The sequence below is a fragment of the Microcella alkaliphila genome, assembly GCF_002355395.1.
In the GTDB taxonomy this organism is placed as follows: Bacteria; Actinomycetota; Actinomycetes; order Actinomycetales; family Microbacteriaceae; genus Microcella; species Microcella alkaliphila_A.
In genome coordinates this window covers 680581-705819 of the sequence record NZ_AP017315.1, presented here as the reverse complement: position 1 = coordinate 705819, position 25239 = coordinate 680581, and the positions used below count along the sequence as shown (strand labels likewise).

Annotated in this window: 23 protein-coding genes and 1 pseudogene; 10 read left to right on the top strand and 14 right to left on the bottom strand. The window is 69.5% G+C overall.

The genetic code is table 11. From position 1 onward, the window contains the following. Positions 1 to 17 precede the first annotated feature (17 nt). On the bottom strand, positions 18 to 3797 hold the full coding sequence (locus CPY97_RS03395; RefSeq protein ID WP_096420794.1) for a DEAD/DEAH box helicase: 3780 nt from the start codon (positions 3795 to 3797) through the stop codon (positions 18 to 20). A gap of 83 nt (positions 3798 to 3880) precedes the next feature. Between CPY97_RS03395 and CPY97_RS03390 the strand changes: the two genes are divergently transcribed. Both CPY97_RS03390 and CPY97_RS03385 read left to right on the top strand, forming a co-directional pair. Next, the gene (locus tag CPY97_RS03390; RefSeq protein ID WP_150129173.1) at positions 3881 to 5128 is read left to right on the top strand and encodes a hypothetical protein; all 1248 of its coding nucleotides are present in this window, start codon (positions 3881 to 3883) and stop codon (positions 5126 to 5128) included. A gap of 154 nt (positions 5129 to 5282) precedes the next feature. Beyond that, positions 5283 to 6527: an IS701 family transposase gene (locus tag CPY97_RS03385; RefSeq protein WP_150129172.1), complete on the top strand. Its 1245-nt coding sequence runs from the start codon at positions 5283 to 5285 to the stop codon at positions 6525 to 6527. Positions 6528 to 6978: 451 nt separating this feature from the next. Here CPY97_RS03385 and CPY97_RS03380 read toward each other — a convergent pair whose 3' ends face one another. The 7 genes and pseudogenes from CPY97_RS03380 to CPY97_RS13860 all read right to left on the bottom strand — a co-directional run. Continuing rightward, positions 6979 to 7638, bottom strand: coding sequence for a response regulator transcription factor (locus CPY97_RS03380; protein ID WP_096420792.1), 660 nt, complete (start codon positions 7636 to 7638; stop codon positions 6979 to 6981). Position 7639: 1 nt separating this feature from the next. Further along, entirely contained in the window at positions 7640 to 9184 is a 1545-nt protein-coding gene (locus tag CPY97_RS03375; protein WP_096420791.1) for a sensor histidine kinase, read from the bottom strand. A 110-nt stretch (positions 9185 to 9294) separates the two neighbouring features. Next, a complete protein-coding gene (locus CPY97_RS03370; RefSeq protein ID WP_096420790.1) occupies positions 9295 to 10164 on the bottom strand; it encodes a putative RNA methyltransferase in 870 nt (289 codons plus the stop codon). 42 nt (positions 10165 to 10206) lie between these two features. Then, positions 10207 to 10680 (bottom strand): SRPBCC family protein, encoded by a 474-nt coding sequence (locus CPY97_RS03365; RefSeq protein WP_096420789.1) that lies wholly within the window; start codon positions 10678 to 10680, stop codon positions 10207 to 10209. A 153-nt stretch (positions 10681 to 10833) separates the two neighbouring features. Beyond that, positions 10834 to 11730: an SMP-30/gluconolactonase/LRE family protein gene (locus tag CPY97_RS03360; RefSeq protein ID WP_096420788.1), complete on the bottom strand. Its 897-nt coding sequence runs from the start codon at positions 11728 to 11730 to the stop codon at positions 10834 to 10836. A gap of 82 nt (positions 11731 to 11812) precedes the next feature. Next, positions 11813 to 13840, bottom strand: a complete 2028-nt coding sequence (locus tag CPY97_RS03355) for a heavy metal translocating P-type ATPase (RefSeq protein ID WP_096420787.1) — start codon at positions 13838 to 13840, stop codon at positions 11813 to 11815. Between the two features lie 129 nt (positions 13841 to 13969). After that, a pseudogene (locus CPY97_RS13860) lies at positions 13970 to 14212 on the bottom strand (CDP-alcohol phosphatidyltransferase family protein); the annotation flags it as partial. Between the two features lie 229 nt (positions 14213 to 14441). Here CPY97_RS13860 and CPY97_RS13545 point away from each other — a divergent pair. Next, positions 14442 to 14606, top strand: coding sequence for a hypothetical protein (locus CPY97_RS13545; RefSeq protein ID WP_173826858.1), 165 nt, complete (start codon positions 14442 to 14444; stop codon positions 14604 to 14606). 78 nt (positions 14607 to 14684) lie between these two features. Next, positions 14685 to 15020, top strand: a complete 336-nt coding sequence (locus CPY97_RS03350) for a ribonuclease E inhibitor RraB (RefSeq protein ID WP_096420786.1) — start codon at positions 14685 to 14687, stop codon at positions 15018 to 15020. 23 nt (positions 15021 to 15043) lie between these two features. On the opposite strand, the gene CPY97_RS03345 is transcribed toward CPY97_RS03350, so the two are convergent. Together CPY97_RS03345 and CPY97_RS03340 are read right to left on the bottom strand one after the other, a co-directional pair. Next, a complete protein-coding gene (locus CPY97_RS03345) occupies positions 15044 to 16777 on the bottom strand; it encodes an amidase (RefSeq protein WP_096420785.1) in 1734 nt (577 codons plus the stop codon). Further along, positions 16774 to 17811 carry an agmatine deiminase family protein gene (locus CPY97_RS03340; protein ID WP_096420784.1) on the bottom strand — a complete coding sequence of 346 codons (1038 nt, stop codon included), beginning with the start codon at positions 17809 to 17811 and terminating at the stop codon, positions 16774 to 16776. The genes CPY97_RS03345 and CPY97_RS03340 overlap by 4 nt, the downstream gene beginning before the upstream one ends. Before the next feature lie 80 nt (positions 17812 to 17891). Here CPY97_RS03340 and CPY97_RS03335 point away from each other — a divergent pair, with 80 nt between their 5' ends. The 4 genes from CPY97_RS03335 to CPY97_RS03320 all read left to right on the top strand — a co-directional run bounded on the left by CPY97_RS03335 (position 17892) and on the right by CPY97_RS03320 (position 19578). Beyond that, positions 17892 to 18521 carry a TetR/AcrR family transcriptional regulator gene (locus tag CPY97_RS03335; protein ID WP_096420783.1) on the top strand — a complete coding sequence of 210 codons (630 nt, stop codon included), beginning with the start codon at positions 17892 to 17894 and terminating at the stop codon, positions 18519 to 18521. A gap of 129 nt (positions 18522 to 18650) precedes the next feature. Further along, on the top strand, positions 18651 to 18938 hold the full coding sequence (locus CPY97_RS03330; protein WP_096420782.1) for a hypothetical protein: 288 nt from the start codon (positions 18651 to 18653) through the stop codon (positions 18936 to 18938). Between the two features lie 119 nt (positions 18939 to 19057). Further along, entirely contained in the window at positions 19058 to 19375 is a 318-nt protein-coding gene (locus CPY97_RS03325) for an ATP-dependent DNA ligase (RefSeq protein ID WP_096420781.1), read from the top strand. Further along, positions 19372 to 19578 (top strand): hypothetical protein, encoded by a 207-nt coding sequence (locus CPY97_RS03320; RefSeq protein ID WP_096420780.1) that lies wholly within the window; start codon positions 19372 to 19374, stop codon positions 19576 to 19578. Before CPY97_RS03325 ends, CPY97_RS03320 begins: the two co-directional genes overlap by 4 nt. A 6-nt stretch (positions 19579 to 19584) precedes the next feature. Here the strand turns inward: CPY97_RS03320 and CPY97_RS03315 are convergent, their stop codons facing one another. The 4 genes from CPY97_RS03315 to CPY97_RS03300 all read right to left on the bottom strand — a co-directional run bounded on the left by CPY97_RS03315 (position 19585) and on the right by CPY97_RS03300 (position 23698). Continuing rightward, on the bottom strand, positions 19585 to 20394 hold the full coding sequence (locus CPY97_RS03315) for an ABC transporter permease (protein WP_096420779.1): 810 nt from the start codon (positions 20392 to 20394) through the stop codon (positions 19585 to 19587). Between the two features lie 8 nt (positions 20395 to 20402). After that, on the bottom strand, positions 20403 to 21314 hold the full coding sequence (locus tag CPY97_RS03310) for an ABC transporter permease (protein WP_231924021.1): 912 nt from the start codon (positions 21312 to 21314) through the stop codon (positions 20403 to 20405). Positions 21315 to 21390: 76 nt separating this feature from the next. Next, positions 21391 to 22563: an ABC transporter substrate-binding protein gene (locus tag CPY97_RS03305; RefSeq protein ID WP_096420777.1), complete on the bottom strand. Its 1173-nt coding sequence runs from the start codon at positions 22561 to 22563 to the stop codon at positions 21391 to 21393. A 58-nt stretch (positions 22564 to 22621) separates the two neighbouring features. Then, the gene (locus CPY97_RS03300) at positions 22622 to 23698 is read right to left on the bottom strand and encodes an ABC transporter ATP-binding protein (RefSeq protein ID WP_096420776.1); all 1077 of its coding nucleotides are present in this window, start codon (positions 23696 to 23698) and stop codon (positions 22622 to 22624) included. Positions 23699 to 23798: 100 nt separating this feature from the next. Between CPY97_RS03300 and CPY97_RS03295 the strand changes: the two genes are divergently transcribed. After that, positions 23799 to 24626, top strand: coding sequence for a FadR/GntR family transcriptional regulator (locus CPY97_RS03295; protein WP_096420775.1), 828 nt, complete (start codon positions 23799 to 23801; stop codon positions 24624 to 24626). Between the two features lie 43 nt (positions 24627 to 24669). Then, positions 24670 to 25236 carry a cache domain-containing protein gene (locus CPY97_RS03290; RefSeq protein ID WP_096420774.1) on the top strand — a complete coding sequence of 189 codons (567 nt, stop codon included), beginning with the start codon at positions 24670 to 24672 and terminating at the stop codon, positions 25234 to 25236. Positions 25237 to 25239 lie beyond the last annotated feature (3 nt).

Here is a 25239-nt window from a genome sequence, read left to right as displayed (position 1 = left end):
CACCAGGGTACGCGCGATCAGAACAGCGGCTGCGTCTCGCTCTGCGCGGCCTGTGCCCGCCGCTCGGCCGACGGCGGCGCGGGCGGCGCGGGAGCGGGCGGAGGCTGTACCGCGACCGGGCGCGCCATCTGGACGATGCGCTCGGCGACCGCATCCGGGTTCGAGAACAGTTCGAACACGTGCACGCGGGCGTAGTGCCAGCCGAGGCGGCGCAGCAGGTCGGGCCGCAGCCGCAGCGACTCGCGCAGGCTCATCGTGCCCAGCGACGCGTCGGTGTCGATCGCGATGCAGTAACCGCCGCGACTCGCCACCAGCCGCAGCTTGCCGCGGTGTCCGAGCGCCGTGCGCAGGCCCCGCGCCTCCAGCCGGCGGGCCAGGTCGATCAGCATGGGGTCGCTGTCGTCGGGAACGTCGACGGCAGTGCGACGTGCCTCGGTATCGGCGAGCAGCTCGGCGAGCGCGCGGGCGCCGGGGCCCATGCGGTCGTCGTCGAGGTCGTCGGCGCGGATGCACGACACGATGCGCACAAACCGGCGCGCGCGGGTCATCGCGACGGCCAGCAGCCGGTCCCCACCCGGGCGTCCGAGGGCTCCGAACTCGCTCAGCACGCGGCCGTGCGGGGTGCGCCCGAACCCGATCGAGAAGATGACCCGGTCGCGCGACTGGGCGACCGCCTGCTCAATGGTCAGCACGACGAACGGTTCGGCGCGGTCGCCGAGGAAGAAGTCGTGCAGGTCGGGGCGCGACTGCATGGCCCGCAGCACCGCGGTCTGAACGCGGGCGGCGTGCTTCGCGCTCGCGGTGATCACCATGAGCGACTCTTTCGGCCGCGCGGTCGCGTGCTCGAGCACGCGGGTGACGACCTGGTCGACCTCGGCGTCGACGCTCTCGATCGTGCCGGTGTCGTCGTCGGGCATGCCGTTGCCGTCGTCGAGGTAGTCGACCGCGATCGACGGGTGGCCGAGGAACGATCCCGCCCATGGCAGCGAGTCGATGCGGCCCGCGTAGAAGCGACGGTTTACGAGCTCGGCCAGGTCTTCGCCGCCCGCGCGGTACGAGCGGGTGAGGCTGAGCGTCGGAAGCAGCTCGGAGAGCTGCACGAGCGCGCTCGAGGAGTGACGAGCATCCACGTCGCTGGTGTCGGCGGCAGCCGGGCGGTCGGTGACGGCGATCGAGAACGCGGCCGGCGTCTGCGTGACCGGGTCGCCGATGGCGACGACCTGGCGGCCGCGGCGGATCGCGGGGGCGACCTCGGCGATCGTGACCGCGCCGGCGTCGAGCACGAACACGGCGTCGAACGGGATGTCGTCGCTGATCTCGTGCACGTCGTACGGCGAGCTCAGCCAGACGGGCGCGAGCGGACGACTCAAGTGCGGGGCGTGCTTCTGCAGCTCGGCGGGGGTGATCGCGCCGCTCTTCAGCGAGCCGCGCAGCGCGGCGGCCTCGTCGGGCCAGTCGGTGATGCCGATTGACCAGGCCTCCGACAGCTGCCACGCCATCATCGCGGCGCTGCCGGCGGCGTGCGCTTCGTCGACGAGCCGGAAGTCGGACTCGAGCCGGTCGAGGACGGCCGTGTCGGCGCCGAGCAGCGCCCGGTCGGCCTGCAGCAGACTGTCGAGGGCGCTACGCCACCACGCGAGCTCCAGCTCAGCCGCGACCTGCTCGTGCGGCACGTGACGCTGGGCGAGGTCATCGAGCAGGGCGGTGAGACCCCACGGCTGCATCTCGCGCATCAGCTCGGTGCGCTCCTGCAGGTTCGCGAGCACGTCGCTCTCCGCGGCGAGACCCGCGAGGGTCGTGACCAGGTCGTCGATGCGGCGGTTCAGCAGCTGCGTTTCTCGCGTCGTGTGGCCGAGCGGAACATCCAGGGCTTCGAGGTCTTGCTCGACCTGCTGGAACGCGACCGCCACATCGGCGATGCCGACGGGCACGGTTGGCGTGATGCCGACGGGCGCGAAGCGCTGCCACAGGATGCGCTGCTGCTGGATGCGCGTGAGCGCGTCGTGCAGATCACTCACGTGAACGCCGGGCCGCACGTACTCTTTCGCGAGTGCCTTCAGGCGGCGGCGCGTCGTGGCCGGCATCGTCGAGCCCTCGCGCCGCGGCGCGGTGGCGGCGATGAGCTCGCTCAGCGAACGGTCGAACACGGCTGGCTGGAACTTGTCGAGCGTGTCGCGCAGGTCGGTCAGCAGGCGCAGGTAGGTGCCGAGCTCGGCGAGCGTCTCGAACTGCCGCATGGGGGTCGTCGCGACGAGCGCGACGGCACGGTCGAGCAGGCGCGGCACGAGGTCGGTGTGCAGGCGGCGGGCGCGCTCCTGGGCGCGGGTCGCCTCCTCGCCGGTCGAGAAGGTCGCGCCGTACCACGGCGAGTCGCCCGGACCGTAGGTGAACTGGCCGAGTTTCGCGGCCTGCACGATGACGTCGGCCGCGTGCGCCCGGTTGTGGGCGAGCGTCTCGACGGCGGAGCGCTCGAGGCGGGCGCGGGTCGTCGGAGGCGCCGGCAGCAGCGCGAGGCGGCTGAGCTCGGTGACGCAGTCGTAGACACTGATGCCGAGCTTCGGGTCGGGGCGGCCGAGCGCCTCGCGATAGTCGAGCAGCACGCCGCGCAGGCGCACGAGCGCCTCGTTGATGTCGGCGACGCGCGGCTTCTGCGCCTTCTCGTTGCGGCTGATTGCGCGGATCAGGTCGCGCCGCAGCGTGCGGGGCATGACCGTGACGCCGCTCAGCCCGATGTCGGTGAAGCGGCGCTGGATCGAACTGAGCGCCGCGCGACGCGAGCTCACGACGAGCACGCGCTTGTTCTGCGCGATCAACGTGCCGAGGGCGTTGACGACGGTTTGCGTGGCTCCCGTACCCGGCAGGGTCTTGACAACGATCGAGTTGCCGGCGGCGACGTTCGCGATGACGTCCTCCTGCTCGGCGTCGGCGTCGAGCAGCAGCAGGTCGGTCTCAGGCGGGCGCTGGTCGGCCGGCACGGGGGTGACCGTCGTCTGGCTCTCCTGCACCGCCCAGCGCGCACTCGTGTTGCCGGCGATCGCATCGAGCACCGGATGCGCGAGGTCGCGCGCGTCGGCGGCGAGCGCCGGGCCCACCTCGGCGAACGTCGACACGACCAGGCGCGGCGTGATCGTGAAACCGTCGAGATGCGCCGTCAGGCCGCGCAGCCGGTCGAGCGGCGGGTTCGGCTTGAACGTGCCCCCGTCGTCGGCCAGCGCGACGAAGGCCTCCTCATCGAGGTGCAACGAGAACTGCTGGGCGAGGACGCGCGCAAGGGCCGGGTTCAGCACGAGGCGGTCGAGCAGCGTGAGCTCGATGTCGCGGCCGCGGCGGCGCAGGTCGAGCGGGCGCAGCAGCAGCGGAGCGCGGTAGTCGACGCCGGCGTGGCTCCACGTCACCATCCCGATGCCGAGAGCGATGGCGTCGATGCCGCGCACGCTCGACAGCTCGAGACCCTTGTCTGCGATGCGCTCGGCGGCCACGCGCGCGGCCTTCAACGCCATGTCGTCGCGCACCAGGTTGCTGAGCAGGGTCGGACTGCCGGCGATGAAGCGGGCGAGCCCTCCGGGGTGGCTCGTTCCGAGTTCGATGCGGCCGCGACGCTCGTCATCGAAGTGCAGCAGCGGGCTCTCGCCGCCCAACGCCGCCAGCTCGTCGCGCCAGCGCTGCCAGGTCTCGCTCGCCACGTTCATCGGCTTCACCGTGGGGTCGCCGATAGTGAGCGCCCCCGGTTCCACCGACGGCGCGGCCGCGGGAGCATCGTCGAGCTCATGATCGTCGTATCGGTCGGCACGCCACACGCGGTCACCCTACGACCGGCCCAGCGATTCGCCCGGTATTCCGCGCCGCGGGAGTAAAGATGCGCCGCATACACTTCCGTCTCGTGGAACTGTTCGGCGGCATCGTCTCGGGAGTGCTCACCGCGGCCTTCACCGTCGGCATCGTCGTCACGGGAGTTCTCGTGGGCGGAATCGTCATGGTGTCACGGGGTCGCCACCGGCCCGAGCGCGAACTCGAGAGTCAGCGCACGCAGGCGGGCGTCGCGCTCGTGCAGGCCGACGACGCCCTCCAGTCGGCCGACCGCGAGCTGGGCTTTGCCCTCGCCCAGTTCGGCGAGCGCGACACAGCAGAGTTCCGCGCGGCGATCGATGCGGCCGAGGAGGACCGGCGCGAAATCTTCCGCCTGCACGGGATGCTCGTGGACGATCCCGCTCCCGGCCTCCGGCAGCGAGAGCGCGCCGACCGCATCGTGATGCTTGCCGAGCGCATCGCGGCGAGCCTCGGCGAGCACGAGACGGCGTTCCGGCGCCGGCGCAGCGCCGAGTCGGGGGCGCGCGAGCGTCTCACCCGCCTGCGGGAACGCTCGGCCGCCGTGCGCGCGCGACACGCCGACGAGGAGCGCGCACGCCGGCACGAGACGCCCGACATCTACAGCGCGAGGGCTCTCGGCGCCGCCGCCGACGCGCCCAGACTCGCCGCCGAGCGGCTCGACGCGGCCGACGCCGCACTCACCCGCGTCGACGACGCACTCGCCCAGGCCGTGCCGCCGCCCGTCACCGATGCCCTCGACGACGCCGATGTCGCGATCCTCGCGGCCGAGCGCCTGCTCGACGACCGGGCCGCGGCGGTCGCCCGGCTCGACGACGTCGCCGCCGCCCTCGACGCCCTCGCCGCCGACGCGCGGGTGCAGCGCACCGAGGCGTTGGCTGCCGTCGACAGCGCGCCCGACCCCGACACCGCTGCCGGCATCACCCGTGCCGTTGCCGACGTCGACACCGCGCTCTCCAGCACCGTGGATGCACGCGACCCGCTTCCCGCCCTCACCCGGCTGCGCGGCGCCCTCGACGCGCTCGACGTGGCGCTGGCCGCCGCACGCACGCAGGCGCAGCGGCTCAGCCACGCGCGCGAGGCGCTCGACGCGGCGATGGTGACCGCGCGCATCCAGCTGGCCGATGCGGAGGCGGCCGGCCGCGGACGCGGCGCCGCCGCCGCGCGGGCCCGCCTCGAGCAGGCCCGCCGCGAGCTGGAGCTCGCCGAGCGCGAGTCGTCGACCGACCCGGTGGCGGCGCTCGACGCCGCGCGCCGCGCCATCACCCACGCGCGCGACGCCGACGTGCTGGCCCGCTACTGAGCCGCCGCAGGGTTGCCCGCGCCGCGCCGCAGGGTTGCCCGCGCCGCGCCGCAGGGTTGCCCGCGCCCGCGCCGCGAACCCGGGCGGATTCCCGCAACTAGTAGTACTTGGTTAGGTCCTTGTTAATGGTCGTGGTGACTGTTAACCTCGCGGCGTGCGGGTGGATGAGATCGAGCGGGTGCGGGTCGAGTTGGACGAGTTCGTCGGTGAGGTGTTCGCGTCGCTGGCTCGGAAGGATCAGCGGTCCAAGGGTGGCCTGTATCTGCAGGGCCTGATGCTGGAGGGCAGGCGGAAGTCGATGCAGCCGATGGGCGACCGGCTCGGCATCGATTATCAGCAGCTGCAGCAGTTCGTGTCCTCCTCGCCGTGGCCTGTCGAGCCGGTGCGTCGTCGGCTCGCCCGTAAGGCGGCGTCGCTGTTGTCGCCGGAGGCGTGGGTTGTCGATGACACCGGGTTCGTCAAGGACGGCCCAGCCTCACCTGGGGTGGCGCGGCAGTACTCGGGCACGCTCGGAAAGGTCGGGAACGTGCAGATCGGTGTCACCGTGCACGCGGTCACCGATGCGGCGTCTTGCCCGTTGGACTGGCGGCTGTTCCTTCCCGAATCGTGGGACGACACCTGCTCGGACACCAACGAGCACGCCGACCTCGTCGTCGCGCGGCGGGTGAAGGCGCAGATCCCCGACGCGGTGCGGCATCGACCGAAGTGGGAGCTCGCGCTGGAGATGATCGACGAGCTTCGCAGCTGGGGGCTGCTGCCGCCGCTGATCTGCGCCGACGCCGGATACGGCGAGATCGGCTACTTCCGCACCGCGCTCACCGACCGCGGAATCCCTTACGTGGTGCAGGTGAAGTCGGACACCAGCATGCACCCCGAAGCCGCGGTGTTCGAGATGCCGCCCTACCGCGGACGCGGGCGGCCACCCGTGCAGGCCAGCTACCGCAGTGACCCGATCCGCGCGAAGAGCCTCATCGCAGCCCTCGGCGACGACGCGTTCGAGCAGGTGTCGTGGCGGCAAGGATCACGCGGCATGATGACCAGCCGGTTCACCGCCACGCGGGTGCGCCCCGCGAACCGGAACCTGCCCCGCGAGCCCGACGGATCGCTACCCGAGTGCTGGCTACTCGCCGAATGGCCGGACGACGCGGACGAGCCCACCGACTACTGGCTGTCCACCCTCCCCGCCCACACGCCGATCGCGGAGCTGGTTCGGCTCGGGAAGATCCGCTGGCGCATCGAGCACGACTACCGCGAACTCAAGCACGGCCTGGGCCTGGACCACTTCGAAGGACGCACCTGGCCCGGGTGGCACCACCACGTCACGCTCGTGAGCGCCGCGCACCTGTTCATCACGATCCAGCGCCTGAGCGCGGACCCAAAAGCCCGCGGGGCAGCCTGAGCTTCTACGGCATCCTCCGCGACCTTCAGACCGCGGTCATCCGCCTGCTCAGCCACTGCCCCTACTGCCAACGCGCTGGACCAACCTAACCAAGTACTACTAGAGCGCGTCGTCCTCCACCTCAACCAGTCCGGGCGGGTTCGCGCAACTCGAGCCGGTGTGCGCCCTGCACCTCACCCAGTCCGAGCGGGCTTGCGCAACTCGAGCCGGTGTGCGCGCGCACGATGTGCGCGAACCCGCTCGAATTCGCGCGACTGATACGGGCTGGGGCGCGCGACTGACGCGATCTCGCACGAGTGTGCACTCGTGGCGGGATCAACCGCGACGAAAGCGCCACAACTGCACACTCGACGGTCGACCTGCGCCGCCGAATCGCGCGGCACCCGGGAAGCCCAAGACCGCCGCGTCGGACGGCGGCAGCGCTCAGCGCAGCGCGCTCAGCGCAGCGCGCTCAGCGCTGCAGGTAGGCGAGCACCGCGAGCACGCGGCGGTGGTCGCCCTGCGTCTCGTCGAGCCCGAGCTTCGCGAAGATCGACGACACGTTCTTCTCGACGGCTCCGACGCCGATGAACAGGCGTTCGGCGATCGCGGCGTTGGTGCGCCCCGCCGCCATCAGTTCAAGCACGTCGCGTTCGCGCGGGGTCAGCGGCTGCAGGGGGTCACGGCGTCGTCCCATGAGTTGCGCCACCACCTCGGGGTCGAGCACGGTGCCGCCCGCCGCGATGCGCGTCAGAGCGTCGCGTACGTCGTCGAGCGACACGATGCGGTCTTTGAGTAGGTAGCCGACGCGCCCCTCGCCGCCCGCGAGCAGCTCCGTCGCGTAGGGCAGTTCGACGTACTGCGACAAGAGCAGCACGGCGATGGCGGGGAACTCGCGTCGGATCCGCACCGCCGCCCGCACCCCCTCGTCGCGGAACGTCGGGGGCATGCGCACGTCGAGCACGACGGCGTCGACGGTGAGGGTGGGCAGGGCGGCGAGCAGGGAGTCCGCGTCGCCGAAGGCCCCGACGACCTCCATGCCGGCGTCGGCGAGCAGGCGCACCAGCCCCTCGCGCAGCAGCACCGAGTCATCGGCGAGCGCCACGCGAAGGGCCGGTGCGGTCGAGGCCATGTCAGGCATCGTCCCCGCTCGCGGTCGAGGCAGAGCTCGAGCCAGCGGCGCCGCCGGAGCCACCGGCGCTTCCCGCGCCGCCAACTCCGCTGAGCGGCAACGTCACGCGCACCTCGGTCGGCCCACCGTCGGGGCTCGAAAGCGTGAAGGTGCCGCCGAGGCTCACGGCGCGGTCGCGCAGACCCGCCAGCCCGTGGTGCGGCGTCTCGGCCGCGCCGCCCACTCCGTCGTCGGTGACGGCGATCACGAGGTCGCCGCCCTCACGGGCCACCACGAGCGTGACACTTGTCGCTTGGGAGTGCTTCGTCGCGTTCGCGATCAGCTCGCTCGCCACGAAGTACGCGTTGCGCGCGACCTCGTCGGGCAGGTCGGCCGTCGCGCCCAGCGTCGACTGCATCGTCACCGGGATGCTCGACCGCGTCGCCAGGGACTCCAACGCCGCGAACAGTCCCCGATCGAGCAGCAGCGGCGGGGCGAAGCCGCGTGAGAGGTTGCGCAGTTCGTCGAGGGCGTCCTGGGCCTGGCGACGAGCATCCGCGATCAGGTTCTTGGCATCGTCTGGCTGCTCGTCGAGGCGCCGCTCGGCGGCGGCGAGGTCCATCTGCAGGCGGATCAGGCGCTGCTGCGGGCCGTCGTGAATGTCGCGCTCGATGCGGCTGAGGGCGCTGCCCTCGGCGGCGACCGCGGCGGAGCGGGCGGTGAACAGGCTCGAGACTTGACCCTCGAGCTCTTCGCTCTTGAAGCGGCCGAGCAGCGGGCGGGCGATCGCGGCGTGCAGCCACGCCATCGAGCGCACCAGGTACGGCAGGGTCAGGATGGCGCCGATCGCCAGGGCGATGGCGAGGACGGCCATGACGCCGTTCAGCTCGAGCGGGAAGTACAGGCCCTGGTCGCGCAGCGGCCCGCCGAAGCGCTCCATCCACACCCAGTAACCGGGGCCGAAGCCCCCGCCATCACCGATGCGGTCGACGATGCCCATGAGGTCGGGGCCGACGAATCGGCGGCCGCCCAGGGCCCACGCGAACGGCGCGATGACGCCGGCGAGGATGAACGACCCCCACACGGTGAGCAGCACGAAGCTGATCGTCGCGACGATCGGCGCGATGATCGCCCCGTGCAACAGGCTCAGCCAGTAGTGGCCGTTCGCGAATGGGGTGAGGGCCTTGCGCCACAGCGGCTGGCTCGGGTCGATGCGCCAGTCGGGTTCCGCGATCGCGCGCTCGCCCGACCAGCGCAGGCGCAACACCTCGAACGAGCCGGCGAAGCGGGCCAGCAGCAGCGTCAACGCGATGAGGAACAGCCCGACGACGACGATCAGCAGGCTGACGCCGGCCGAGAACAGCGAGTTGAGGATGGCGCTAACCGTGATCGCGATGGCGAAGGTCGGCACGAGGTAGCCGAGGCCGCGGGGCAGCCGACGCCACACGGCGCGGTAACTCCAGTCGTCGAGCGGCGGCAGGCTTGGCGGGGTCGGTGGATGCGCGGCACCGGTCGCGGGGCGCGTCGTGCGCGGCGCTTCGGCCTCTGCAGTCATGGTGGTCGTCATTTCCTTGTCTCCGGTCAGGATGGCATGCGCGCGACTCTCACGCGATGCCTCCAGCCTTCCGACGCAGGCGTTTCGGCCCCATCCGACGCCCACCCGAACCGAGAGGGGGGTTAACCCCCCGGCGCCCGCAGCGTGACGACCGTGACGGCGACGGTCAGCTCGCGGTTCTCGGAGCCCGCGGCCAGCGCCGCCTCCACCTCCGCGCGCTTCTGGTGGAACGCGTTCGGCCCCATGAAGACGGCATCGGCTGCGGCGGAGCGATCAACGCGGGCGGTGTCGCGCACCATGGTTCGCGCGACCTCCTGCAGCCCGGGCAGCGAGGCCACCAGCTCGTCGGCCTTGCCCGCCGGCACCTTCAGCAGCTTCAGCGGCTGCACGAGTTCGCGGTGGTGCTCCGGCTCGGGAATCGCCGCCACCAGGACTCCGCCGGGCGCCAGTATGCGCTCGATTTCGGCGGGAGGCCCCGGCGCGAACACCTTCAGCACGGCGGCCGCGGCGCCGTCACCGACCGGGATGCGCGCCCGCAGGTCCGCCGTCGCGGCGACGATCCGCGGGTGGCTGCGCTGGGCGCGCCGCACGGCGACGGTGCTGGCGTCGAGGAGGAGGCCGTGCATCCCGGGCAGAGCGTCGAGCACCTGGCCGAGGTGCCAGCCCGGACCGCCGGCGAGGTCGACGACCCAGCCCTCGTCGCCCGGGGCAGCCGACGCGCCACCGACGGCGGCGTCGCGCACGGCGGCGGCGATGGCGTCGTGGTGACCGGCGCCCTGGAATCGCTCGCGCGCATCCACCATGTCGGCGGTGTCGCCCGTGGCGGGCGCGCCCAGCCCGCGAGCGGCGACGCGCAGGCTCAGATAACCGTGCTTGGCGCGGTCGTGGTGATGCCCCGCCGAACAGGACGCACCCCCGTCGACGGCCTGAAGCGACCCGAGGCAGTGCGGGCACCGCAGGATCGCGAGGTCGTCGGCGGGGGTGTTCGTCACCCGGTCAACGCTAGCCGCCGGGGAGTGTGAGTCAGTTCGCGCTTAGCGTCCCGTGGCGTCGGGAGCGCGGTCGATGTCGCCGCGCCAGGCTCCGGTCTCGAAGCCGTTTTCCTCCATCAGCTCCTTGAAGCGGTGCAGGTCGCGGTCGACCTGGATGTCGTCGGCCTGCAGCAGCGCGCCGACGTTCTCGACGACGCCCTGGGGCTCCCACTCCAGCTGGAGCGACACGCGTGTGCGGTCGTCGTCGATGCGGTGGAAGGTGACGACGCCGGCGTGGTTCTCGCCGCCGACGGAGTTCCAGGCGATGCGCTCGTCGGGGTGCTGCTCGACGATCTCGGCGTCGAACTCGCGGTCGACGCCCGCGATGGACACCTCCCAGTGGGTGAGGGTGTCGCTCAGCTGGCGCACCTGGTCGACGCCCGACATGAACTGCGGGAACGTCTCGAACTGCGTCCACTGGTTGTAGACGGTGGTGATGGGCGCATCGATGTCGATCGTGGAGGTAACGGTGCTCATGAGTGTCTCCCTGTCGCGTCGTAGTGCTCGGCCGGGTGTGGCCGAACGACTGGCGACGCTACGCCCGCTTGCCGCCCACGTCAGGGGGTTGACATCACAGCATGCCGACTCAGCAAGCGGTCAGGATGCGCGCACCGCCTCCCCGACATCGCTCTACTGCGGCAGCGGCCCCGGGCGCCACCGGTAGCCGTACTGCCCGGTCACATCGAGGTCGACAACGAAGACCTTTCCGGCGTCAGGATGCTCGCGGAGCGCCGCATCGTCGAGGTCACGACTCGCGGTGGTCACCAGAGCGTGCTGCAGGGTCGAACCTATGAACGCGAGCGCCGTCACGTGGGGAACGCCGATCGACACCTCGCGATCGACCGACCCGTCAGCGCTGTAGCGGCGCACCGCCGAGCCGCCCCACAGCGCAACCCACACGGCGCCGTCGGCATCCACGGCGAGGCCGTCGGGTTCGACGCCCTCCTCGTCGATGCGGACGAACTCGCGGCGCTCGCCAACCGTGCCCGTCTCGTAGTCGTAGTCACGCGCGTAGATGACGCCCGCGGCGCTGTCGACCGAGTACAGAGTCTTTCCGTCGGGGGCGAAGGCGAGGCCGTTCGAGATGCCGAGCCCCGTGTCGAGGGTCGTGATCTCCCCGTCGTGCTCGAGTCGCAGCAGCACGTTGCCCTCGTGCGGGCCGGCCGGGTCGACGGCGGTCGAGCCGACGATGAGCCGACCGGCGGGGTCGATGACGCCGTCGTTGAAGCGCTGATGGTCGGGAAGCAGATCGCGCGACGTCGTGACGTCGCCGACCGCGGTCACGAAGCCGAGGCGGCGACCGAGCGCCAACAGGAAGCGCGCGTCGCCGAGCCGGAACGCGCATCCGACCGGCTCGTCGAAATCGAGGGTGCGCAGAATGTCGACCTGCGCGTCGGGCTGCGGCCGGGCGACGATGAGGCGACCCGCCTCGATGTCGACCCAGCTCATGGTGCCGGTCGCGGCATCCCAGCGGGGGCTCTCAGCGAGCACGTGGCGGTCGACGGGCAGTGCGGTGACGGCGGCCATACATCCACCCTAGAAGGCTGCGGATGCACGGCGCCCGGGTTCTCAGCGGATGCTGACCGGGCGCCGTGACCGCGGTCCGTGACTACGCGCGCAGCGCGGCGACGCTCTCGGCGGGTCGGAGGTCGAGACGGCGCAGTAGCTGTGCGTTGAGCGCGACGACGATCGTGGACAGCGACATGAGGACCGCGCCGACCGACATGGGTAGCACGAAGCCGATGGGCGCCAGCACGCCGGCCGCGAGAGGCACGGCCGCCAGGTTGTAGCCGGCACCCCACCACAGGTTCTGCACCATCTTGCGGTAGCCGGCGCGAGACAGGCGGATGACCGACAGCACCGAACGGGGGTCGTCGCTCGCGAGAATAACGCCCGCCGACCCGATGGCAACGTCGGTGCCCGCGCCGATCGCGATACCGACGTCGGCCGTCGCGAGTGCCGGGGCGTCGTTCACGCCATCGCCCACCATCGCGACACTCAACCCTTCGCGCTGCAGTTCCGCGACCTTCGCCGACTTGTCTTCGGGGCGCACCCCGGCGTAGACGCGATCGATGCCGAGTTCGTCGGCGACGGCGTTCGCCACCGCCTCAGCGTCGCCGGTGATCATGACGACCTCGATGCCGAGGGCGTGCAGCGTGTCGACGGCCTCGCGCGACTCGGGGCGAACCTCGTCGGCGAGCTTCAGCGCACCCGCAACCTCGCCGTCGACGAGAACGTGCAGCACGATGGCACCGTCGTCGCTCCACGCCCCGGTCGCCGCGAGTGGCGTCGCGCCGTGATCATCGAGCATGCGGGGCCCTCCGACGCGCACCTCGCCGCCGTCGACCGTCGCGCTCACCCCCAGCGCGGCCTCGGAATGGAAACTCGTCGCGTCTGGCACGGTGAGCCCCCGCTCGGTCGCGGCGCGCACGATCGCGCGGGCGAGGGGATGCTCGCTGTCCCCCTCCGCTGACGCTGCCAGTGCCAGCACCTCGTCGTCCGACAACCCGCCGGACGTCTCGACCTCTAGCACAGTCGGGGCACCCTTCGTGAGGGTGCCGGTCTTGTCGAACAGCACCGCCCCGATCGTGCGCATGCTTTCGAGGGCGAGGCGGTCTTTGACCAGCACGCCGCCGCGCGCGGCGCGCTCCGTCGAGATCGATACGACGAGCGGTATCGCGAGGCCCAGCGCGTGCGGACACGCGATCACGAGCACCGTGACGGTGCGCACGACCGCGAGGTCGGGGGCGCCGATGAGCGACCAGACGATCGCCGTGATGACCCCCGCGCCGAGCGCGAACCAGAACAGCCACGCGGCGGCGCGGTCGGCGAGTCGCTGGGCGCGTGAGCTCGAGGCCTGCGCGTCGGCGACGAGCTTGCGAATGCCCGACAGGGCGGTGTCGTCGCCCGTCGCGGTGACCTCGATGCGGACGCCGCCGTCGGTGGCGACGGTGCCGGCGACGACCGCATCCGTCTCACCGCGTCGGACGGTGCGCGACTCGCCCGTGATCATCGACTCATCGAATTCCGCCTCTCCCGCCACGATGCGACCATCGGCGGGCACGCGGGCTCCCGGTCGCACGACAACGACATCACCGACGTGGAGGGCGTCTGGCGACACGCGTTCGATCTCGCCGTCGGGCCCGACGCGCTCTGCCTCGTCGGGCAGGAGAGCCGCGAGCGAGTCGAGAGCACTCGTCGTCTGCGCCAGCGACCGCATCTCAATCCAGTGTCCGAGCAGCATGATCACCACGAGGAGGGCGAGTTCCCACCAGAAGTCGAGCTCGTGCGGAAGGAGGCCGATGCTGGCGCCCGACGAGGCGAGGAACGCGACCGTGATGGCGAGGCCGATGAGCAGCATCATGCCGGGGCTGCGGCGCCGAATCTCATCGACAGCGCCGACAAGGAACGGGCGCCCGCCGACGACGAAGATGATGACGCCGAGCACCGGCGAGATCCACTCCCACACGCCGCCCATGGGCAGCTCGTAGCCGACCAGGTCGGCGAACATCATGCTGAAGGCGACGGTCGGGATCGCGAGCACGAACGTGACCCAGAACAATCGGCGGTACTGCGCCACGTGGTCGTGGTGGTTGTGGTGGTCGTGGTGATCGTGCTGGTCGTGAGCGTGATCCATGCCCGGCACGCTAGTACCCCCTGGGGGTACTGTCAAGCCATGGTCGACGGCTTCGTCTGCGTCTTCACCTTCCGCGTCGTCCGCGCCGGGACGCCACCCCGGGCTGTTCTCGTAGCGGATCACAAACCAGGTCCAGAGCGCGGCGTCGGCAAGGAAATCGCCCTGTGCCCCAAAGCGCGTCACGCTGCTCGTGCGCCGGGCGATCTGGCCGTCGGCGAAGTCAGTGATGAGAGCCGCGACGGGGACGCCCGCGCCGAGGGCATGGCCCGCCGCGGGGAGCGCCGCGCAAAATTGCGTCGGCGAGGAAGGCGCCGAACGCCCGCGGAGTGAAGGGTCGGTGCGCCAGGCCTGCCAGCAACTCGTTAGTCGCAGCGCGGCTGTTGACGCCTCGCAGGACGGCGGCGCGTCGGGGCGTCAATCCGGACATTGGCACACCTCCGCGAAAACTGAACCGAAGCTGAGAGTGAAGTGGAAGGGAGGTGAATTGACTACCCCCACCCCCCATTCGGGGGCATAGCGTCACTTTCGCCCCGATTCGGCGAAGCAGTCACAAGCTCGCTTCCCACGGTCGGGGGCACACCCCGATCACACAAGGAGAATCATGAACCTTCTGCTCATCATTGCTGGAATCATCGCCATCATCCTGCTCGTCACTGGTGGCCTCATCGAAGCGGTCAACTTCCTGCTCTACGTCGGCATCGTGCTACTCGTGCTGGCCGTCATCGTCTTCCTGATCCGGGCCCTGTCGGGGAGCCGACGGGTATAACCCTCACACTCACACAGAAAGGGGGATGCGCGACACCGCGCATCCCCCTTTCTATGTAGAGCGGATTACACTCCCCTGGTGGCTGACCTCCAGCATCACCTCTCTGGCAACGTCGAACAGTACGTGCAGCGCATCAAAATGCACGACGACGTCGATGCGCCGCGACGGGTCGAACACTTCGCTGAGTTCCGGCGCATCGCCGATGCCAAAGAGGCCGCGATCGAACTCGATGCCGAAGGCTGGACGGTCACAGTCGAGCGACGTCGCCTCACGCACGGCGTGCTGATCGCCGCGCAGATCGCCACCGTCGACGTCGAGACCGCCGACCGTCTGACCACGCAGGTGTTCACGATCGTCGACAGCCACGGGGGTCGCTACGACGGGTGGAACGCGCCCGTGCTGCGGGCCCTGTAGAGCAGGCCGTTAGCGCCCGTCGGCTACCCGTCGGCCGCGCCCGCACCGAGCTCGGGGGTGCGCGACGGAGCGCGGCGCGTGGCGCCCAGCGCCGAACCGGCGCGATTCGCTGCCGCCTCGAACGCAGAACCGAAAGCCAGGAGTGCCGCGTCGTCGTACGCGCGACCGGCGATTGTGAGCCCCACGGGCATCCCGATGTCGCTCATGAGCCCCATCGGCACCTGCACCGCCGGAATGCCCAGGTGACGCGGCACGAGATTGCCGTTCGCCACCCACGTGCCGTTGCGCCACGCGAGCGCCGCGCTGTCGGGATTCACGTCGGCGTCGGCCGGGCCGACATCGGCCACCGCGGGGAACACGATCGCGTCGAGGGCGAGCTCGTCGAGCCAGGCCTCGAACAGCTCACGGCGTGCCCGCTCGAGACCCTGCGCAGCCTCAGCGATGTCGGGAATCTGCTCCAGCGTCGGAACCCCGTGTGTGCGCGCGCGGTGCACGTAGTCGGCGAGCTCGACGTCTTCTGGCGCGAACCGGCTCAGGTGATCGTCGTACTGGCCGGGCAGCGCGCCAGGAGGCTCGGGGAAGATCAGCTCGGGATCGACGTCGACGAGGCGGTGAAGGCTGGGGTCGCCGTTCGCCTGCAGAAACTCGTCCCACCCCCACATCGACAACTCGTACAGCTCATGGTCGGCGAACGTCGCGGGCACGTAGCCGCGGGCCGCGAGCGATCGGTCGTCGGCGTAGCCGCGCGACTCGTAGTCGGTGACGACGGGGATGTCGACCTCAACGACCTCGGCACCTGCCGCCTCCAGGTCGCGCCGGGCGGCACGCCACTGATCGATGACGGATGCGCGGGTTGCGATTCGTTCGCCGCTCGCGTCGTCGCCGCCGATATAGAGCTTGGGCACGCCGAGCCGGCGCCCGCGCAGCGCCTCGGGGTCGGCGAGCGCGGGGTACGACGCGGGCCGCACGGTGGAAGCGGTCGGCACCTCGACCCAGGGCTGCACCCGCCAGAAGTCACCCCGCGTCTCGGGGTCGTCGGCGACCACCGCGTCGAGCACGAGCAGCAGGTCGTCGACGCTGCGCGCATAGGGAACGACGACGTCCATGGTCGGCACGAGCGGCCAGTTGCCGCGCACCGAGATGATGCCTCGGCTCGGCGTGTAGCAGACGAGCCCGTTGTTCGAGGCGGGGCCCCGACCGCTCGACCACGTCTCCTCTGCCAGCGCGAAGGCGCACAGCGACGCGGCGAGCGCCGACCCCGAACCGTTCGACGAGCCCGAGCCGAAGGGCGCCGTCAAGAAGTCGGGGTTATACGGGCTTTCGGCGCGCCCGTACAGCCCGCGCTGCATGCCGCCGTTCGCCATCGGGGGCATGTTGGTGAGACCCAGGCAGATGGCGCCGGCCGCCCGTAACCGCTCGATGGTGAACGCGTCGCGTTGGGCGACGAGGTCGGCGAAGGCCGGTGAACCACTCGCAACGGTCAGCCCGCGCACCATGAATGAGTCTTTTGCGCCGTACGGGATGCCGTCGAGCGGGCCGAGCGCCTCACCCCGTATGCGCCGCTCATCGCTCGCTCGGGCCTCGGTGAGAGCATCCGGGTTCATGACGACGAAGGCGTTGAGGGTCGGGCCCGCAGCATCGTAGGCGGCAATGCGCTCGAGGTACCCGGTCACGAGCTCGACCGCGGTCGTGCGCCCGCTCGCGAGGGATGCCGACAGCTCCGCGACGCTCGCCTCGACGAGCGGGATGCGCGTCACCCGCGACCTCCGCCCGTCACCGCCGGCTGCTGCTGCGTGATGCAGTGGATGCCGCCGCCGCGCGCAAAAATCTCGCGCGCATCCACCGTGACGACGGCGCGCCCCGGGTACGCGGCCGACAGGATGTCGCGGGCCCGGGCATCCGCATACTCGTCACCGAAGCCGCAGGCGATCACCCCGTCGTTGACGACGAGGTGGTTGACGTAGCTGTAGTCGACGAAGCCCTCATCGTCGGTGAGCTGGGCAGGGGCCGGAAGGTCGATGATCTCGAGGCGGCGACCCCGCGCGTCGATGGCCTCCTCGAGCGCGGCCCGAATCTCGGGCATCACCGCGTGGTCGGGATGCGCGGGGTCGAGCTGGGCGTGCAGCAGAACGCGTCCCGGCGCGGCGAAGGTTGCAACGATGTCGACGTGGCCGCGGGTGCCCAGCTCGTCGTAGTCGCGGGTGAGGCCACGCGGCAGCCAGATCGCGGTCGTCGCGCCGATCGTTCGGGAAAGCTCTGCCTCGACGCGCTCTTTTGTCGCCCAGGGGTTGCGGTCGGGGTCGAGCTGCACGGTCTCGGTGACGAGCACGGTGCCCTCGCCATCGACGTGGATGCCGCCTCCTTCGTTGACCAAGAGGCTCGGGATGCGCGTGGCGCCGGCCTCGCCGATCACGCGTTCCGCGATCAGCGCGTCCTGCTCGCAGTCGGCGCCCTGACCCCAGGCATTGAAGATCCAGTCGACCCCGCCGAGCTGGCCCGTTTCGTCGTCGAGGACGAACGTGGGGCCGAAGTCGCGCATCCAGAAGTCGTTAAGGGGCGCCTCGACGACGTCGATGTCGGCGCTCAGCATGCGGCGCGCGCGCTCGCGCTCGCTCGGGTCAACCACCATCGTCACGGGTTCGAAGTCGGTGATCGCGTGAGCCACGGCAGTCCACGCAGCGTAGGTGGCCTCTCGGGCGGCCGAGCTGTCGCCCATGACGTCGCCCTCGCGAGGGAACGCCATCCAGATTCGGGCCTGCGGTGCGGTCTCTGCCGGCATGCGCCACGCCATGGGATCTCCTCGTCGCGATCGCTTGTTTGTTGATCACCTGATCAATAGCCTGGGGAGACGCTACTGTCGGAAAGGTGAGCATGTCAACGCCGCAGGATGACCGCCCGCGTGCGGAGCGCATCCCTGCCGCCCTTCGCGCCGAGCAGATCTACGAAGCGGCACAGTCCGTCGCCCTGGAGCGCGGCCTCGCCGGCGTCACGTTGCGCGCGGTCGCCGAGCGCGCCGGGGTCGCGTCCGCCCTCGTCGCCCACTACGCGCCCAGCATGAGCGAACTCGTCGCCGATACGTTCCGAGCCCTCGCCGGGCGCGAACTCGCCGAGGTACGCGCTCACGTGCTCGCCGTGCGCGACCCCGTCGCCCGCCTGCGCACGCTCCTCACCACCATGCTCGATGGCACCCGCAACGATGTGACCCCCGTGTGGGTCGACGCGTGGGGCCTCGGCCGACGCAACGCCGACCTGGCCGAGGCCATCACGGAGGAGATGACCGAGTGGCACGCGGCTGTCGTGGAAGTTCTGGACGCCGGGATCGATGCGGGAGTCATGACACCGGCGGACACCGACCTCATCGCCTCCCAGGTGCTCGCGATGATCGACGGCCTGAACGCACACGAGATGGTCGACTACGGCCGCGGCGCGAGCTCGCTGCGCCTCATCGGCCGCGCCCTCGAGCTCGAGCTCGGCCTCGCGGATGGCACGCTCGGCCAGTAAGGCTGACCCCCACGCGCGGGCAGAACGCGGGGTCCACTACTCCTCATTAGCTGAGAGTTCAACCCCTCACCGAGAGTTCGTCATTACCCCTACTGTCATCAGTTGACGGCAGAAGGGGGCCACCACATCATGACGACCATCGACACCCGCAGCGCCGCACGTCCCGACAACGATCCGCCGGTCACCGGCTTTCGTGCAGCCCCGCGCGCCCTGGAGGACGTCCGGCTCGACCGCGTGTCCTCCACCGAGTGGCGCGTGAGCGATCGACGATTCCTGACAGAAACCGGCCGCGCCATCATCGGTGTCATCGACCGAGTCGGCCCCGCGTATCGAGTCACGAGTTTGAAAGACCCCGACCACACCGAGTTCTACGGCTCGCTTGCCGCCGCCCGAGGCGCGTTCGTCGAGCGCACGTGACACTTTTCGCGCATCCCCACCTGAAGCCCCCCACAAGCCCCGGTGGGGATGCGCGAACTTCTCGAACGCGCCAGAATGACAGCGAGGCGCGTCCGATCAGCGCCACGCATGGAGGCGCTGTGGGAACCCTGACGTACGACTCGACGCTGTCGGCGGACTTCGACGATCGGACGCTCGCTCATCTGCAACTCGTCATCGGCGCAAAGCTGCGCCGCAACGAGGCCTTCTACTTCAGCTGGAAAGACGACGAATCGATCGGGGACGGACGCAGCGTCATCTGGCTACACCCCACCATTCCGATCTCGTTCAAGTACTTCGGTAGCCGTCAGGCGGCGATCAACCGGGCGTGGATCGACGAACTGATGCTGGCTGCCAACACCCCGGCTGGCCTCCATCTCGTGCCCGAGCCCGCGCCCAACGGAATGGACGGCGAATGAGCCGCGCAACGATCCTCTACGGCGGCAACGAGTATGTCGTCGCGCGTAGCCAGCAGCAGATGCGCGCGGAGATCGACGAACTGATCGCCGCCGGAGGCGGCTGGTTGTCGGTCAATCACGGCCGGGGCCGCCTGCAGCCGGCCCACCTCTGGGTCGACCGCGGCGTGAGCGTCGCCGTGATCGATACGACCCAGCCCGAGTAGCGCCGTCTACTCGTCTTCTTCCGCGCGCGACAGCCGCTGCGAAATGTAGACCGGAATGAGCGACAGCAGAATCAGCACGGTGGCAACGACGTTGACGAGGTTGCCCTCGTTCGGCCTGGCCATGGTGTTGAGGATCCACAGGGGCAGGGTGTCGACTCCGGGGGGTGCCGTGAAGATCGTCACGACGACCTCGTCGAAGCTGAGCGCGAACGCCAGCAGGCCACCGGCGACGAAGGCCGTGCGGAACTGCGGGAAGGTGACGAGCCGGAACGTCTGGCCGATACCCGCACCCAAGTCCATCGACGCCTCCTGCAGGTTCGGGCTCATGCGCCGTAGCCGGGCGAAGACGTTGTTGAAGACCATCACGATGCAGAAGGTGCCGTGCGCGATGATCATCCCGAAGTAGCCGACCTGAATTCCGGCCGGGCTGAGGATCGAGTTGAAGGTGTTGCTGAAGGCCACACCCGTCACAACGCCAGGCAGTGCGATCGGCAGCACGATCAACAGGTTGACCGTCTGCTTCCCGAAGAACGAGTAGCGCGAGAGCGCGAACGCCGAGAGCGTGCCCAGCAACAACGCGATCACGGTGGCGCCGAGCCCCACCACGATCGAGTTCAGCACGGCCGCTCGAATCGGTTCGGAGGTTGCGGCGATCTCCCACCACCGGGTCGAGAAGGCCTGCACCGGCCACGCGGCGATCCGCGAGTCGTTGAACGAGTTGACCATGACGAGCATGAGTGGCACGTACATGAAGATGAGCACGATGCTGACGATCACCCCGAGGGCGATTTTCGATCCGCGACCTAATCTCAGCATGAGGGCTCCTACATCCGCTCAAGGGCACCCGTGCGACGGGTGACCAGCAGGTAGATGACGACGAACGCGATCGGAACGACCGAGAACGCCGCCGCGACGGGCGGGTTCAGGTTGATGTTGGACGCGATGATCGACCCGATCATCTGACTGTTCGGGCCGCCCACGAAGCGAGCGGCGAGGTAGTCGCCGAGGCTCAGCGAGAAGGTGAAGACACTTCCGGCAATGAGCGCCGGTGTCAGAAGCGGCATGACCACGGTGCGAATGGTCGTCCAGCCCTGCGCACCCAGATCGGCGGATGCGTCGAACAGGTTCACCGGGATCTGCCGGATCGCGGTGTACACCGGCAGCGCCATGTACGGGAACCACAGGTAGGTGAGGGTCAGAATGACGATCGGAATACCGAACCCGGGACCGCGGCCCCCCACGAGGCCGACCACCGAGTTGAAGAAGCCCTCCTCGGTGAAGGTGATGCGCATGGCGACGATCTTCACGAGGTAGCCGGCCCACAGCGGAAGCGTGATGGCGACGGCGAGCACCGCGCGCATCCACGGGGACGCGATCTTCGCCATGAAGATGCCGAGCGGAACCGCGAATACCGCGCTCAGCGCGGTGACGGCGAGTGCGATACCGAGCGTGCGCAGAGAGGTAGACACATACGCGGGGTTCGAGAACAGCAGCGCGAAGTTGTCGAGCGTGAAGCCGGGTCGCACGAGTGACGTGAACGGGTCGACCAGCCAGAACGCCGTGATCAGAAGCAGGGCGAGCGAGAAGATGTACAGCCCGACCAGCCACGTCAGTGGCAAGGCGAGCAGGGCGCCGAGGCGGAGACGGGGCCGACGGTGCAGGGCCGTCGATACCGGCCGGTGCAGAGGCACCGCTCGCGGTTCGCCCCGCGTCGGTGCGGATGCTGTGGAGGTCACGTGCGCTCCCGTGTCGCAGTGGGGGTGAACAGTAGGTTGGGTGCGGGCGGGGCCGAAACCCCGCCCGCGAGGTGGATCAGCCCTTGACGGTCAGCCAGGCCTGAGTCCACTGCTGGAAGTTGGTGCACTCGACGTCGGTCCGGCCATCGACACACTGCTCGATCGGCGTGGTCCAGTACCAAACGTTGCTGAAGTACTCCTCGTCCGTGGCGTTGAACTGCTCACAGTGCGCAGCGGCTTCCTCGCTGGTCTCGCAGAACGCCGCGTTGGCCGGAGCCATACCGAAGTTCATCGCGATCTGACCGTTGACGTCAGCGGCGCTCGTGTAGTCCATCCACAGGTATGCGCAGTTGACGCTGTCGGACTGCGACGACAGCATCCACGCGTCCGACCAGCCGGTCGAACCCTCGATGGGGAGCACGCCCTGGAACTTCTCGGTGTCCTCCGTGAACTTCCGCAGCACCTCCCACGACGTGCCGACGACGGTGGTGCCGCCGAGGAACGAGGTGATCTGCGCGACGGGGTCTGCCCAGTACTCGGCGACGATCGTGTTCTGCTGCTTTAGCAGCTCGATCGCGGCGTCGAGCTGGGTCTGGTCGAGCGCGTAGGGGTTCGTGATGCCGAGCTCCGGCTCGTGATACATCAGGTAAACCGCGGCATCAGCGATGTAGATCGGAGCGTCGTAGGCCGTGATCTGACCGGCGTAGGGGCTGTCCGTCTCCCACACCACCGACCAGCTCTCGGGCGCCTCGGTCACCACCTCGCTGTTGTACTGCAGGATGTTCGCGCCACGGCCGATCGGGACGCCGTAGCTCTGGCCGTTGATCGTGTCGTAGATCTGACCCTTCATGCCTTCCACGATGTCGTCGCCGAAGTTCGGGATGAGGTCGAGGTTGATGGGAGCGACGTCACCGGCGGCGATGAGACGCAGACTCGCGTCACCGGACGCCGACACGAGGTCGTACTCACCGGTGCGCATGAGGGTGACCATCTCGTCGCTTGTGCCTGCGACGCGACGGTTGACAACGCACCCCGTGTCTTCGGTGAACTGGTCGGCCCACGCGGGCTCGACGAAGCCCGACCACGCGACAATGTCGAGCTGGCTTTCCGGCTCGCCCAGCTCTTCAGCCATGGGAATGTCGGGCACATCGATGAACAGGCCGTCGCCGGACTGTCCGTCGCTGCTACAGCCCGCGAGCACCAGCAGCGCCGCTGAGGCGAAGGCGGGGATGAGCACCTTCTTCTTCATTGCATCTCCTTCTTACTGTGTGGGGTGGTGCCGGGTTCGGCGGGGAAGGGTCTGAGGGTTAGGGAACCAGTGCCGCGTGCTCGCGATACCAGACGGCTCGCACCTGGTCGCCGCGGTGGAACGGCGCCGTGTCGTCGGGGGCGTGATCGTTGTGTCGTTCAGCGACGATCGTGAGTCCGTAGTCGGTGGTGACGATGTAGCGCGTCGCCGGGCCGGTGTAGACGGTCTCGGTGATGGTGCCGACAACGCTCGTCTCGGCGGCGGAGATGGATGCGTCGGTCGCGGCGAGACGGACGCGCTCGGGTCGCACACTGATCGCGCCCTCGGCGCCGGCGAGTTCTCGCGCAAGGTCTGCGGGAATCAGGTTGGAGATGCCGAGGAAGCTGGCGACGAACGCCGTCTGCGGGTATTCGTATACCTCGCGCGGAGTTCCGACCTGCTCGACACGACCCTCGTTGAAGACCGCGATGCGGTCGCTGAGGGTGAGCGCCTCCTCTTGGTCGTGCGTCACGAACACGAATGTGATGCCGACCTCGCGCTGAATCTGCTTGAGCTCGATTTGCATCTGTTCGCGTAGCTGCTTGTCGAGGGCACCGAGCGGCTCGTCGAGCAGCAGGACCCGGGGGCGCAGGATGAGCGCGCGGGCGAGCGCGATGCGCTGACGCTGACCGCCCGACAACTGGTGGGGCAGTCGGTCGGCGACGTGGCTGAGGCGCACCTGCTCGAGCGACTCTCCGACGCGTGCGGTGATCTCAGCCTTCGGGGTCTTGCGCACCTTGAGGCCGTAGGCGACGTTTTCCGCGATCGTCATGTGCGGGAAGAGCGCATAGTCCTGGAAGACCGTGTTGACGGTGCGGTCGAAGGGGGCCGCGGCCGTGACGTCCTGCCCGTCGAGCAGGATCTGGCCCGAGGTGACGTCTTCAAAGCCCGCGATCATGCGCAGCACTGTGGTCTTGCCCGATCCCGAGGGCCCGAGCATCGAAAAGAATTCGCCCGGCGCGACCGTCAGGTCGAGTTCACGCACGGCCACCATGTCGCCAAAGTGCTTCGAGACCCCGCGCAGTTCGACCCCCGCTGTCTCGCTCGAAGGAGCGTCGGGGGTGGTGGCCGGGGCCGTCGTGTCCGTTGCGGGCATTGTCGGCAAACTCCTTCGAGCGTCATCGGGTCGAGGCTATAAACGCTAAAGCTATAGTTTCAGAACTTATATTTCAAGCGCGTGACGAAGGTGTGACGAAATGGGCACGATCACCGAACCCGAGCGGCGCTCCGCCCTGCCCGGCCCGATCGGACAGAATGGGGTGGTGCCACCCCGATCAACTGCTCACCGTCAAGGACGACCGGCGCGGCTTCTCAGCGCCGTCTTCCAGCCGATCGGTGACGAAGGGCGGGCATCCCTCGTAGAGCGTCGTATCGCCGACGCGATCCGGGGTGGCGTATTGCACGCCGGCGAAAAGCTTCCCAGTGAGCAAGAGCTCGCCCAGACCTTCGGGGTCGCCCCCGCCACCGTGCGCGAAGCCCTCCTGTCCTTACGCTCTCGTGGGCTGCTCGTCACCCGCCGCGGCCGCGGCGGCGGCAGCTTCGTCGCCGACAGCGCCGACCCGATGGCGTTCACGACCGAGGCGCTGCTCGCGACAACGCGCGTGTCGCTGCGCGACGCCGCGACCCACTACCTCGCCATCACCCGGGCGTGTGTCGAGCTCGCCGCCCGGCGCGCCGATCCCAGCGAGGTCGAACTGATCCGCGCCCGCGTACACCGTGCCCACGGCGGCGACCTGCGCATGTGGCGGCGCATCGTCGACGACGCCGTCATCGAGCTCGCCGCCCTCAGCCAAAGCGCGCGGCTGACCCGCGAGCAGATGCGCCTGCAGGCCGAGCTCTCGCCGTTCTTTGCTCTCATCGATCAAGACGAGGCGGAACAGCGCCGACGCCTGGAGGCGATGGACAGCATCCTGAACGCGGTTGCCGAGGCCGATGCGTCGCGGGCAGGCAACCTCGTTGCCGACGCTGTCGCGCACGATGTCACCTGGCTGATCGACCATCGGGCCGAATTGGAGGCACAATGATCTCCTCACCCCACCCGTTCGAACCGTTGAAGAGGGCCGTTCGATGACGATGCACGCGCCACCCGCGACCGGCAGTCCGTCCACGATCGTCGCCGACTACTTCGGCCAGGCGATCGACGAGCTCGAGAGCTGGAAGGCGAAGTTCTCCGACGATCTCGCCGACGCCAGCAGCCATCTGGCCTGGTGGCAGGGCGCGGACCGCGCGCAGCTGGTCCTCGCCGCCCAGTCGGTCAATAAAGAGGCGATCGACTACTCCGAGCTCGAGTGGTACCGCGTGCCGCACGAGACGGGTGAGGCCCACGTCGCCGGCCCGTACGTCGACTATCTGTGCAGCGACGAGTACACGATCACGATCGCCTCCCCGATCTTCCTCGACCGGGAATTCGTCGGCGTCGCCGGGCTCGATCTGCTCATCGACCAGGTCGAGCGCGACCTCACACCGCGCCTCGCGCCGCACGGCTCAGACATCTCGATCGTGAACGGCGTGGGCCGCGTGCTGCTGTCAACGAGTCCGCACCGCGAGACGGGTGACTCCATCCGCGGCGCGGAACTCGCATCACTCACCCGCACGGCGTGCCCGGGCATGGCCCTCGAGGTCGTGTCAGGCTAACGG